Below are 11,935 nucleotides of genomic sequence, written 5' to 3' on the forward strand. Positions count from 1 at the left end.
TCCTCTTAGAAGCCCAAACTTGATAAAAGATCATCAACTTCATCTTGATCAGATACAACATCATTACGCGATTCTTTATCAATAATAGGGCCTTCAGGACCTGCTAAAGTTTGTGTGGCAACTGGTTCTTTTATTTTTTGTTGTTCTACTTTATTCGCGGTGCTGTTAGTGTCGTCTTGTTCAGCAAACGCAGTTAAAAGATGAAGTAAACTTTCTTCTACTTCCCTAACAAGTTCGATAACACGGCGAATAACTTGACCTGTTAAGTCTTGATAGTCTTGAGCCATTAGTACATTTGTCATTAAGTTTTGAAGCTCATCAGTCTTATGATGAGAGTTGTTCATAAACTTATCGATGCTATGGCAAAGTTGCTTAAACTCACCAAGCTCAATCTCGCGGCTCATTAAACGATCCCATGTCGGTTTGATATGAGATATTTCGTCCGCTAACTGTTGGGCTATAGGAAGACTCGCTTCCACTGCATCCATTGTTTTATTAGCCGCATTTTCTGTCATTTCTATAACATAATTAAGCCGCTTTTTAGCATCTGGAATCGCATCTGTCGTTATATCAGTTAAGCGAGTATCAAGCTCAAAACTTTTAAGGGCTTCGTGCAGTTGACGAGTCAACTTTCCAACTTCAGCAAATAATTCAGACTGCTCTTTAGATGCAGCCTCTAAAATCAACTGATTTGCTTTGTCTTGCTCATCATTTTCTAAAAAAACAACGAGCTGACGAGCTTGTTCTAACGTTATTTGAGGCGCAGCTGGTGCTGGCATAAGCCTCTCCCCCATCATTAGCCTAAGCGTTCAAATACTTTTTCTAATTTAGTTTTTAATGTTCCAGCCGTAAATGGCTTAACAATATAACCATTAACACCAGCTTGCGCTGCAGCTATTATTTGTTCTTTTTTAGCCTCTGCCGTTACCATTAATACAGGGATATGTTTTAACTTATCGTCTGCACGTATTGCTCTTAAAAGATCAATACCCTGCATTCCAGGCATATTCCAATCCGTAACTACAAAATCAAACACTTGATTTTGCAACATAGGCAAAGCTGTAGACCCATCATCAGCTTCTTGAACGTTAGTGAAACCTAAGTCACGTAACAGGTTTTTTATAATGCGTCTCATCGTTGAAAAATCATCAACTACAAGAATTTTCATGTTTTTATCCAAAACATCCCCCAGTGAGGTATTAACCTTTGTTTACTTACTACTAATTTATCCAGTCATTGATTTTAGCTTTAAGCTTAATCATCGCCTGACCATGTATCTGACTTACACGCGATTCACTTACATCGAGTATATGTCCTATTTCTTTTAAATTCATTTCATCGTTGTAGTACAAAGAAAGCACCATTGCATCACGCTCTGGTAATGACTTAATTGCACTTAGCAAAGACTCATTAAACCTATCATTTTTAACATTATTAAAAGGTTTATCTTGTGCTAAATCTTGGCCTACAGGAGTAATAACATCCTCATCTACACCAAGGTCTTCAATGCCTAATATTTTACTCGTATTCGCATCATTTAAAATATGATGGTACTCATTGAGCGAAATTTCAAGTTTTTCAGCAACTTCTATGTCCGTTGGTTCGCGGTTCAGACTACTTTCGAGCTCAGTAATTGCTTCTGCAACTTGCCTGTTTTTACGGTGAACTGAACGAGGAGCCCAATCACCACGGCGCATTTCATCAAGCATAGCACCGCGAATACGAATACCTGCAAAAGTTTCAAAGCTTGCGCCTTTTGTTGCATCAAAGTTTTTCGAAGCTTCTATTAAACCTATCATTCCTGATTGAATTAAATCATCAAGTTGAACGCTAGGTGGTAATCGAGCAATTAGATGACATGCCACTTTTTTAACAAGTGATGCATGCTTCTCAACAATCACATTTAAATTTTGTGTTGATTGATATCCCATAGCTCTATTCACCAGTGTTGTCATAATTAACCGTTTACTAGTTTCTCAATGAAAAACTCTAAATGCCCAGATGGTTGGTTGGGTATTGGCCATTTAACTGCTTTTGTTGCCAGCGTTTTAAACGCAAGAGCGGCTGGCGAATTTGGAAAGAGCTCTACTATTACTTTTTGACGACGTGTTGCTTTGCGCATATTTTCATCATAAGGAACCGTTGCTACTAGCTCCATTGATACATCTAAAAAGCGGTCGGTAACTTTAGATAGCTTTGCAAACAATTCAGTGCCTTCACGCATACTGCGCACCATATTGGCAACAATTTTAAATTTATAAACGCCGTGCTCACGACTTAATACTTTAATAAGTGCGTAAGCGTCGGTGATTGATGTCGGCTCATCGCATACAACAACCATTACATCTTGCGCTGCACGCGAGAAGCTCAGTACCATGTCTGAAATACCAGCAGCTGTATCTACAATTAAAATATCAAATTCGGTATTCAATTCGCTAAACGCACGAATTAGCCCAGCATGCTCAGATGGTGATAATTCAACCATACTTTGCGAACCCGATGTAGCGGGTACAATTTTAATTCCTGCAGGGCCTTCAACTAAAATTTCATCAAGCTCACATTCACCAGACAAGACATGTGACAAGTTACGCTCTACACGTAAACCAAGCATCACATCACAGTTTGCTAAACCCAAGTCAGCATCCAGCACTAATACTCGATTACCTTGCTGCCCAAGTGCAATAGCTGTATTTAGAGAAACATTTGTTTTCCCTACTCCACCTTTACCACCGGTTACAGCGATAACTTTTACGCCGTTGTTATTGTTTTGACTCATTTTGCGCAGGCCGCTTGCTTGATCTAATACTGTGTTAATCATACATCCCTACTGTGCTTGACGCCACTGCTTGGTGCCTTGAATGTTGTGCTTTTGTTCTTTTTAAATATAATTGCTCAGCCTTTTTAACTAGTTTCTCAGCATTTGCAACACGAATATCCTCTGGTACTCGTTGACCATTAGTAAGATACCCTATTGGAAGGCGATTTTGAATCGCAATACTAATAATCTCGCCCAAACTTAATGATTCGTCTAACTTAGTGAAAATACAGCCACTTAACTGTACTTTTTTAAAGTGGCGTACAGTTTCTTGCAATACATTAATCTGTGCTGTCGCGCTAAGTACTAAGTAGCTGCGAATATCTACACGTTGGTTACGCATTAATGTGTTTAATTGCTCAGTTAAACGTAAATCTCGCTGGCTCATACCTGCTGTGTCAATTAATACTAGACGTTTATTTCGTAAATGATATAAAACTTCAGCTAATTCATTAGCATCTTTAACTTGCTTAACACCACAACCAATAATACGACCATATGTTGCAAGTTGTTCATAAGCACCAATTCTGTATGTATCAGTGGTTATTAACGCCACTTTATCGGCACCATATTTTTGTGCGCCTAGAGCTGCAAGCTTAGCAACAGTCGTTGTTTTACCCACACCTGTTGGACCCACTAACGCATATACACCACCTTGGCGAAGTATTTCATTATTGGTTGTTTGCATTTGATCTTCGACCATAGTTAACAATGCTTTCCAACCTTGCTTACGAGACACATCATCAGGTACAAAACATGCCATTTGCTGTGCTACTTCTTTATCGATACCCATACCGACTAAACGGTCAACCATACAAGCGCGTGTTGGATCGCGACGCGCCATATCTTGCTGCATCAAGCCTGATACTTGGTGCTCAAGTAATTGACGAATTGCGTTCATTTCTTCACGCATTGTTGTCATTTCTTCGCTTTCATTATTAGGTGCTTGTTGGCGAGTGGTTACTGGGCTATCTAAATCATCAAAGTCGCGGTCTAAATCATCAAAACCTAAGCTATCCGCTTGAGTTTGTGGACGAACTGGCGCAGCAGCTTCAGGAGCAAACATATTTTTAGTACGCTGCCCCATATCAGGTTCTTGATAGTTAACAGTAGTATCAATACCCGATTGTGAAAACATCGATGCAAGCTCAGGAGAACGAGGACGCGGTGATTGACGCTCTAATAATGCTTGTAGGCTGTCAGCAACTTTTGCTTGAGGCTCAGGCTTGGCACGCTGTGGCTCTGGTTTTACAAAGTTATGCATGCTTTGTTGTGGCGCCTGAGTACGCGGCTCTGCAGGGCGTTGTGGTTGCGCTGCTACTTTAGGGGCTGCTTTGTCATAATCAACTGCCGCTACAATTTCTACACCGTTAGCCAGTTTTTTATTTGACATAATAACCGCATCAACACCTAACTCATCTTTAACTTCTTTAAGTGCTGTGCGCATATCTTTAGCAAAAAAACGTTTAATTTTCATGATTCAACCCCTGTTAAAATCTTATTGTTGGCCTACCGAGCTTACAATTTTGATCTGTCTTTCGTCTGGTACCTCTTGATAAGACATCACTCTCAATCCTGGAATGGTGTACTTAACAAAACGAGATAACACAGTGCGTAACATTCCTGACGTTAGCAATATAGAAGGTTCGCCGGACATTTCTTGATTTTGATGCGCTTGTGTCAATGACACTTGAAGTCGCTCTGCAAGTCCTGGCTCAATACCGGCACCTTCATCGCCTGCATTTTGTAATGACTGATGCAACATCTGTTCCAACTCAGGCGCCAAGGTTATGACAGGGATTTCTGATGACATTCCCACCGCATCTTGAACAATTAATCTACGCAGTGAAATACGCACTGCAGCCGTTAATACATCAGGGTCTTGACTACGTGGGCCATACTCAACAAGGGTTTGAACAATTGAGCGCATATCGCGAATAGCCACGCCTTCATTTAATAAATTTTGTAGTACTTTTACAATAGCAGTTAATGGCAATACATCAGGTACTAGTCCTTCCACTAAGCGAGGATGGCTTTTAGCAAGCATATCAAGTAGGTTTTGAACTTCTTCATGCCCTAGTAATAACGCTGCACTGTTAGTTAATAACTGGCTAATATGAGTGGCAACTACCGTGGCTGAATCTACAACGGTATAACCTAGTGATTGTGCTTCATCTTTTTGATCTGGCTTGATCCATACTGCATCAAGGCCAAACGCAGGATCTTTTGTTTCAACCCCTTTAATTGGACCAAATACTTGTCCTGGGTTAATCGCTAGCTCGTCGCCATGCTTAAGCTCGCTTTCACCGGTTGAAACCCCCATTAGTGTTATTCTGTAAGCGTTAGGGTCAAGCTCTAAGTTGTCGCGTATATGTACCGGCGGCACTAAAAAACCAAGCTCTTGAGAAAGCTTTTTACGCACCCCCTTAATACGATTAAGTAGCTCACCACCTTGTGATTGGTCCACTAACGGAATTAATCTATAACCGACTTCTAAGCCAATTACATCAACCTGCTGAACGTCATCCCAGCCTAGTTCTTTTTGTTCTTGTTTATTAGCAACACCCGTTGCAACGCTTCCGCCATTAGCGGCCTCTTCAGCTTCTGCCGCAGCAGCTTTTAATTTACTTTGCTGTGTGTAGTAAGCTAAGTAACCCAGTAACGCACCTAAACTTAAAAAAGCAATATGCGGCATACCAGGCACTAAGCCCATGATGATCAAAATACCAGATGCAATAAAGAGTGACTTTTCGTTGCCTAGTTGTTTCTTAAATTGGTCCCCCATATTGAGCGACTCATTTTGGCGTGTTACAACAATCGCGGTACCAATTGAAAGCAGTAAAGAAGGGAGTTGAGCAACTAAGCCATCGCCAATGGTAAGTAATGTATATACTTCCATTGCATTGCCAAAACTCAAATTGTGCTGGATCATACCGACAAATAAACCACCAACAATATTGATGATTAGTATAACAATACCTGCAATCGCATCACCTTTTACAAATTTACTCGCACCATCCATTGAGCCGTAAAAATCAGCTTCGCGAGTTACTTCCTCGCGGCGGTCACGCGCTTGTTCTGCGCTGATAAAGCCTGCGTTCAAATCGGCGTCAATTGCCATTTGTTTACCCGGCATTGCATCAAGGGTGAAACGCGCAGATACCTCAGAAATACGACCAGCACCTTTAGTAATTACTACAAAGTTAATAATGATCAGGATTAAAAACACAACCAAACCAACAGCGTAGTTACCACCAATAACAACTGAGCCAAACGCTTCAATTACTTTACCGGCAGAGTCACCACCATTATGGCCTTCAAGTAACACAACTCGAGTACTGGCAACGTTAAGTGCTAAGCGCATAATTGTAGCGATTAGTAATACAGAGGGGAAAATACCAAATTCAACTGGCTTCATCGTGTAAACAGTTACAAGTAAAACCACTAACGCGAGAGCAATATTAAACGAGAAAAGGATATCGAGTAAAAATGGCGGTAGTGGTAAAATCACCATTCCCAAGGCAGCAAGCACAAGCAAAGGTGTACCTACCCCTTTGGCATAGTCTTTTTTGTCTCTGTTAAGTTGTTGTAATACCGCTTTAAAACTCATAATTCTACAATTTCAAAAAATTGACATTACGTAGAACTTGCAATAACTATTCCAAGTTACTCAGTTAACGGTTTAATACTTGTAGGCATCGGGGATTGGCAGCTTTTTATTGAGCTTAGTTGGACGTTTACCGCGCCCTTTATTAAAGCGCTTAAGCTGAAATACATACGCTAAAACTTGCGCTACTGCGGTAAATAGCTGATCGGGTATTTGCTCTCCTACTTCAGCCGTATGATAAAGCGCTCGGGTCAACATGGGGGATTCTAATATAGGTACTTCATTCCCTATTGCTACTTTTCGAATTTGCATCGCCATTTCATCAATGCCTTTAGCAAGCACTATAGGCGCACCTGCGCGCTCCGTGTCGTATTTTAATGCTACAGAGTAGTGAGTTGGGTTCGTAACAATAACATCAGCGTCAGGAACATCTTGCATCATGCGGTTTTGCGACATTTGCCTTTGTGTTTGCCTAATGCGCGCTTTTATTTGTGGGTCACCTTCAGAGTTTTTATACTCATCTTTAATTTCTTGCATTGTCATTTTAAGTTGTTTGTTATGGTTGTAACTTTGAAATGGCGCATCAATGGCGGCAATAACAATTAAAGTGCACGAAAGGCCTAAAAACATCCACCCTAAAATCTCTAAGGCATGAATAATATTACCCGGTGCACTTTCTAAACTTAAATGCAGTATTTCATCAAAATAAGTATTAATTAAAAACACAGCAAAACTTGCAACCAAACCAAATTTTAAGAGTGACTTTACAAGCTCAATGACCGCTTGCGGACCAAACATCCGCTTAAAGCCCTTCATTGGCGACATTTTACTTGCTTTAGGTGCAGCAGCTTCCCAGCTAAAATTAAAACCACCGAGTAACGTATTACCAATAAATGCAGCCAAAACGATAATTAACACAAACATAGCCATAGGAAACATTAACGCGTCTGCAACCTCTCCCCACACGGCAAACATTTTAGTGGTATCAAAGGCTTCGTTGCGGTTTAAGCTAAGGGTTCGGCCCATTACATTGTATAAACCTTTACCAATTTCAGGACCATACATCAAAAGCGATATAGCCGAAAAAATAAGTACAAACATGGTACCTAACTCTTTTGAGCGTGCTATTTGGCCTTTCTTTTTAGATTCTTCAAGCTTTTTGGATGTGGGTTCTTCTGTTTTTTCTTGTCCTGAGTCTTCAGACATGACTTTCTCCTAAGGTGAGCAACCAACTAAAGTACACATTAGCTCAACCATTTTTAACCATTGAAACTCAAACTGAGTAACAAAGTTACCTAGTGTCGCCCAAATAATAATAAGTCCCGCTACCAAGGTAAACGGAAAACCAATAGAGAAAATATTTAATTGCGGCGCTGCACGCGTCATAATCCCAAACGACATATTAATAACGAGCATTGCGGTAAGCGGTGCAAGTGAGAGTACCAGTGCTGTAGTAAACATCCAGCCGCCCCAAGTCACTATGTCCCAGTAATGATCTACAGACCACCATGTGCCATCAATAGGTAGCACTTGAAAGCTATGCACCACCATTTGAATCATCATTAAATGACCGTTAAAAGCAAAAAATAACAAGGTGGCCAAAATAAGGAAAAACTGGCCAACCGCTGGGACGCTTGCGCCATTAGAGGGGTCAATAACCGAAGCAAAACCTAAACCGGTTTGCATCGCAAGTATTTGCCCTGCTAAAACAAAGGTATTTAATAAAAGTATAGATGCAAAACCAATAGCAACACCAATCAGCATTTGTTGAATAACGACTAAAATCATCTCAAACGAAAATAAATTAGTGAATGTAGCGGGCGGCAGAACAGGAACGACAAGAAAAGTTACAACAACTGATAACCCCATTTTTATACGCGTAGGGACATTTTTAGCACCTAAACCAGCCATAATCATAATCATTGAGCTAATGCGTACCAGGGGCAGTAAAAAATCGCTCAACCATTGAATAACGACAGCAAAGGGGTATTCCACGTTTAACCTGCAATTTCAGGAATAAGTAATACTAGGCGAGTAAAAAAATCCATCAGTTCTTGAGTAAGCCAGTGCCCACCTACAATTAGCGCACTAATGGTAATTAATAAACGAGGTAAAAAGCTCAACGTTTGTTCATTGATTGATGTTGCCGCCTGAAACACAGCAACCACTAAACCAATAATTAGGCCTGGGACAACGATTGCAGACACCAATTTAATAACTAAAAACAGCGCGTCACTTAGAATATCAACAAAAATTTCCGGTTCCATGTTGTACTCCTATTGTTGGGTCATGTTAATGCTTTGCATACTAAGTCCCTAAACCAAAGCTTTTAGCTAGAGTCCCCATCACTAAGCTCCAACCATCAACAAGTACAAACAGCATAATTTTAAACGGTAAGGACACTATCATGGGGGAAAGCATCATCATACCCATCGCCATTAATACCGAAGCGACCACTAAATCAACAATTAAAAATGGGATAAAAAACATAAACCCAATTATAAATGCCGTTTGCAGTTCGCTGGTTACAAAGGCCGGTATTAACACTATTAATGGCGTATCTTGTGGCGAATTTAGCTGATCGTAACCAGCAATTTTAGCGAACGTTTCTAAATCTTTTAAACGCACCTGTGAAAGCATAAATGCTTTCATTGGCTCTTTAGCAAGCTCTAAAGCCTCTACTGATGTAACCTGCTCATTTAAGTAAGGCTCTATAGCTCGCTCATTTACCTGCTGATAAATAGGCGCCATTATAAAAATACTTAAAAAAAGTGACATACCTAATAACACTTGGTTTGACGGTGTTTGCTGTAAGCCAATTGCTTGGCGCAAAATGGCGAGTACAACAATAATTCGTGTAAAAGAGGTCATCATAATTATGGCGGCCGGTATAAAACTCAGCGCCGTCATAATTGCTAAAACTTGTAACGTTACTGAGTAATCTTGTGTGCCATCAGCGTTTGTTGTAATGGTAAGGGCATCAATTCCTTCTGCACTAACATTTGGTACAAACACCATGGCAAAAATAATAAGCAGCCACTTTGTCATAGGTTTAATTCTTTTTATTTTGGTTTGATTGCGGGTTTAAAAGTTTACCAAATCGTTTAGCGAGTTCAGGCAGTTCTTTTTCACTTAATGGGGTTTCTAACTTGTGTAAATAATTAATACTGTGGGGAGTTACACCAAGTAAATGCTGAGCATTATCTATCTCAACAACCATTAAACGCTCGCGAGAACCTAAAGGTAGACTTCTAACTACTTTAAACTCATCACTATTTGCTAAATTAGGGTTAAGCTTTTTAACAAAAAATGCCAGTACAATAATCAGTACTAGCACCATTACAAGCGACAGCACCATAGAGAGTATATCCCCAGTGGGTGTTGCCACATCTGCTTTTGAAAAAACGGTAGTCGTTAAAGCAACTAATAAGCTCATCGTAATTTTTTGATCCGCTCTACTTGGCTTATCACGTCAGTTAAGCGAATACCAAATTTGTCGTTTACTACAACTACTTCACCATGAGCGATTAAAGTACCATTAACTAGTACGTCTAGCGGCTCACCCGCAACACGGTCAAGCTCAACAACAGAGCCTTGATTAAGTTGCAGTAGGTTACGAATATTGATTTTAGAGCGCCCTACTTCCATTGAGATAGTAACGGGAATATCTAAAATAGTGTCGAGTTTTCGTTTTTCATCACCACTCATTTCGTGTTTTGAATCACTTAACTCATCAAGCTCTGCAACATGTGCTTCGCCACTATCATCTGGACCTTCGGCTTCTGCTAATGCTGCTGCCCATTCATCCATTGTGTCTTGATCATCGCTCATACTTTTAACCTTTTAATCAATTACCAGTCTAAGTCTACACCGTCAGAGAGGTGTAAATCATCTTCTAGTTCTGCTAATTCTGCATCTGAGTCAATTTTCTTGCCGCCTTTGGTAAATACATGCAGCTCAGATTTAACTGAATCAGGTCGTTTAATTTTTTCACTAATTTGAAGCGCAACATTATCGCGAGAGCGACCCATCTTGGCTCTAAATGTAGGGAGTTCCTCAATAAATACGGTTATATGCTCAGGCATTTCAACCGGAATAATATCACCTGCTTTTAATTCCATAATTTGCTTTAAGGTCAAATCAACTTCAAGTAACTGAGTCGACATATCAACCTCAACATCCATTATTTCATCGCGAAGTGCTTTGCTCCAACGTAAGTCGGTATCCTCTGTATCAGATTGAACACCCGCATCTAAAAGCTCTCGGATTGGCTCAAGCATCGAATACGGAAGTGCAATATGAAAATCGCCACCGCCACCATCGAGTTCAATATGAAAAGAACTAATAACCACAACCTCGGTTGGGCTTACAATATTAGCCATAGCTGGGTTTACTTCAGAGTCGAGATATTCAAACGATACATCCATAACCGGTGCCCATGCTTCTTTATAATCTTCAAAAATGATCTTAAGGAGCATTTGCACAATACGACGTTCTGTAGGCGTAAATTCTCGGCCTTCAATTTTTGCATGATAACGCCCGTCACCACCAAAAAAGTTATCTACCAAAATAAACACAAGTCGTGCTTCCATGGTAATAAGGCCGGTACCTTTCAGCGGTCTAAAACGCACCATATTTAAGCTGGTTGGAACAAACAGAGTATGGATATACTCACCAAATTTAATCATTTGCACGCCGTTAATAGACACCTCTGCGGTGCGGCGCATCATGTTAAATAGGCTAATTCGCATATGACGAGCAAAGCGTTCATTAACAATTTCCAGTGTCGGCATACGACCACGCACGATCCGATCTTGCGAAGAAAAATCGTACTGAAGCGTACTTCCCCCGCCATCTTCACCTTCGTGTATATCTTCCTCTTCAACGTCATCAACGCCGTGTAATAGCGCATCAATTTCGTCTTGGGATAATAAATCGCTCACGCTAACCCCTTATTGCATCACAAAGCCGGTAAACAATACCCGCTCAATTACTTTGCTGCCTTCAACATCCATCAAGGCTTTTTGTACCTTTTCAAGTGCAGAAAAACGAAGTGTTTCTTTACCAGAGCTCGTACTTAATTCATCAGCTGTTGTAGTAGAAAACACACTCAATAGCGTCCCTTCTATTAGTGGAATATGTTTTTTGGCTGTTTCTTCATTTACTTCGCCACGTACTAATAATTGTACTTTAATTTGTACAATTCTATCGCGACTTGAGCCAGGCACGTTAAATACAAATGGGCGTGGCATAGCAACATATAAAGCACTACCAACTTCTGCTGATGAACCAGAAGCTGCAGGAGCAGCATCAGTCGACATCGCAGTCTCTTCATCTAAGGTTTCAACTGGCGCATCCGAACCTGACATAAAAAAGTAACCCGCAGCACCACCTGCAATAAGTAGTACAGCTACTATGATTATTATTAGTTTCTTTTTACTTTTACCGGTTTCTTCGATTTCTAAACTTGCTTCTTCAGCCATCATGATTCCTTTAATCGCAAAGGTACTTGC

14 protein-coding genes are annotated in these 11,935 nt (G+C 40.4%); all 14 read right to left on the reverse strand.

Going from position 1 to position 11,935, the window contains the following annotated elements; genetic code table 11:
- Positions 1 to 5 precede the first annotated feature (5 nt).
- Complete coding sequence (locus H5161_RS13930; RefSeq protein ID WP_024595388.1) at positions 6 to 779, reverse strand: protein phosphatase CheZ; 774 nt, start codon at positions 777 to 779, stop codon at positions 6 to 8.
- Between the two features lie 17 nt (positions 780 to 796).
- On the reverse strand, positions 797 to 1,180 hold the full coding sequence (gene cheY / locus H5161_RS13935; protein WP_008132609.1) for a chemotaxis response regulator CheY: 384 nt from the start codon (positions 1,178 to 1,180) through the stop codon (positions 797 to 799).
- Between the two features lie 40 nt (positions 1,181 to 1,220).
- Positions 1,221 to 1,931 (reverse strand): RNA polymerase sigma factor FliA, encoded by a 711-nt coding sequence (locus H5161_RS13940; RefSeq protein WP_002959310.1) that lies wholly within the window; start codon positions 1,929 to 1,931, stop codon positions 1,221 to 1,223.
- A 26-nt stretch (positions 1,932 to 1,957) separates the two neighbouring features.
- Entirely contained in the window at positions 1,958 to 2,818 is an 861-nt protein-coding gene (locus H5161_RS13945) for a MinD/ParA family protein (RefSeq protein WP_002959312.1), read from the reverse strand.
- A complete protein-coding gene (gene flhF, locus H5161_RS13950) occupies positions 2,811 to 4,292 on the reverse strand; it encodes a flagellar biosynthesis protein FlhF (RefSeq protein WP_182769527.1) in 1,482 nt (493 codons plus the stop codon). Before flhF ends, H5161_RS13945 begins: the two co-directional genes overlap by 8 nt.
- 21 nt (positions 4,293 to 4,313) lie before the next feature.
- Positions 4,314 to 6,425 carry a flagellar biosynthesis protein FlhA gene (gene flhA / locus H5161_RS13955; protein WP_182769528.1) on the reverse strand — a complete coding sequence of 704 codons (2,112 nt, stop codon included), beginning with the start codon at positions 6,423 to 6,425 and terminating at the stop codon, positions 4,314 to 4,316.
- A gap of 72 nt (positions 6,426 to 6,497) precedes the next feature.
- Positions 6,498 to 7,628: a flagellar biosynthesis protein FlhB gene (gene flhB, locus H5161_RS13960; protein ID WP_182695473.1), complete on the reverse strand. Its 1,131-nt coding sequence runs from the start codon at positions 7,626 to 7,628 to the stop codon at positions 6,498 to 6,500.
- Positions 7,629 to 7,637: 9 nt separating this feature from the next.
- Positions 7,638 to 8,417, reverse strand: coding sequence for a flagellar biosynthetic protein FliR (fliR, locus tag H5161_RS13965; RefSeq protein ID WP_024596364.1), 780 nt, complete (start codon positions 8,415 to 8,417; stop codon positions 7,638 to 7,640).
- 2 nt (positions 8,418 to 8,419) lie between these two features.
- The gene (gene fliQ, locus H5161_RS13970) at positions 8,420 to 8,689 is read right to left on the reverse strand and encodes a flagellar biosynthesis protein FliQ (RefSeq protein ID WP_002959325.1); all 270 of its coding nucleotides are present in this window, start codon (positions 8,687 to 8,689) and stop codon (positions 8,420 to 8,422) included.
- A gap of 40 nt (positions 8,690 to 8,729) precedes the next feature.
- Positions 8,730 to 9,470, reverse strand: a complete 741-nt coding sequence (gene fliP / locus H5161_RS13975) for a flagellar type III secretion system pore protein FliP (RefSeq protein ID WP_002959327.1) — start codon at positions 9,468 to 9,470, stop codon at positions 8,730 to 8,732.
- Between the two features lie 4 nt (positions 9,471 to 9,474).
- Positions 9,475 to 9,858 (reverse strand): flagellar biosynthetic protein FliO, encoded by a 384-nt coding sequence (gene fliO, locus H5161_RS13980; RefSeq protein ID WP_002959331.1) that lies wholly within the window; start codon positions 9,856 to 9,858, stop codon positions 9,475 to 9,477.
- Positions 9,855 to 10,253 carry a flagellar motor switch protein FliN gene (fliN, locus tag H5161_RS13985; RefSeq protein WP_002959332.1) on the reverse strand — a complete coding sequence of 133 codons (399 nt, stop codon included), beginning with the start codon at positions 10,251 to 10,253 and terminating at the stop codon, positions 9,855 to 9,857. The genes fliO and fliN overlap by 4 nt, the downstream gene beginning before the upstream one ends.
- Positions 10,254 to 10,273: 20 nt before the next feature.
- The gene (fliM, locus tag H5161_RS13990; protein ID WP_182769529.1) at positions 10,274 to 11,365 is read right to left on the reverse strand and encodes a flagellar motor switch protein FliM; all 1,092 of its coding nucleotides are present in this window, start codon (positions 11,363 to 11,365) and stop codon (positions 10,274 to 10,276) included.
- A gap of 9 nt (positions 11,366 to 11,374) precedes the next feature.
- Positions 11,375 to 11,905 (reverse strand): flagellar basal body-associated protein FliL, encoded by a 531-nt coding sequence (gene fliL, locus H5161_RS13995; protein WP_002959335.1) that lies wholly within the window; start codon positions 11,903 to 11,905, stop codon positions 11,375 to 11,377.
- Positions 11,906 to 11,935 lie beyond the last annotated feature (30 nt).

This window comes from Pseudoalteromonas sp. SG43-5 (assembly GCF_014164345.1).
Taxonomy (GTDB): domain Bacteria; phylum Pseudomonadota; class Gammaproteobacteria; order Enterobacterales; family Alteromonadaceae; genus Pseudoalteromonas; species Pseudoalteromonas distincta.

Bases quoted from the DNA above. Each gene is read 5' to 3' on its own strand.
- H5161_RS13930 (WP_024595388.1), bottom strand. From the start codon at position 779: ATGCCAGCACCAGCTGCGCCTCAAATAACGTTAGAACAAGCTCGTCAG.
- H5161_RS13940 (WP_002959310.1), bottom strand. From the start codon at position 1,931: ATGGGATATCAATCAACACAAAATTTAAATGTGATTGTTGAGAAGCAT.
- H5161_RS13945 (WP_002959312.1), bottom strand. From the start codon at position 2,818: ATGATTAACACAGTATTAGATCAAGCAAGCGGCCTGCGCAAAATGAGT.
- flhF (WP_182769527.1), bottom strand. From the start codon at position 4,292: ATGAAAATTAAACGTTTTTTTGCTAAAGATATGCGCACAGCACTTAAA.
- flhA (WP_182769528.1), bottom strand. From the start codon at position 6,425: ATGAGTTTTAAAGCGGTATTACAACAACTTAACAGAGACAAAAAAGAC.
- flhB (WP_182695473.1), bottom strand. From the start codon at position 7,628: ATGTCTGAAGACTCAGGACAAGAAAAAACAGAAGAACCCACATCCAAA.
- fliQ (WP_002959325.1), bottom strand. From the start codon at position 8,689: ATGGAACCGGAAATTTTTGTTGATATTCTAAGTGACGCGCTGTTTTTA.
- fliP (WP_002959327.1), bottom strand. From the start codon at position 9,470: ATGACAAAGTGGCTGCTTATTATTTTTGCCATGGTGTTTGTACCAAAT.
- fliO (WP_002959331.1), bottom strand. From the start codon at position 9,858: ATGAGCTTATTAGTTGCTTTAACGACTACCGTTTTTTCAAAAGCAGAT.
- fliN (WP_002959332.1), bottom strand. From the start codon at position 10,253: ATGAGCGATGATCAAGACACAATGGATGAATGGGCAGCAGCATTAGCA.
- fliL (WP_002959335.1), bottom strand. From the start codon at position 11,905: ATGGCTGAAGAAGCAAGTTTAGAAATCGAAGAAACCGGTAAAAGTAAA.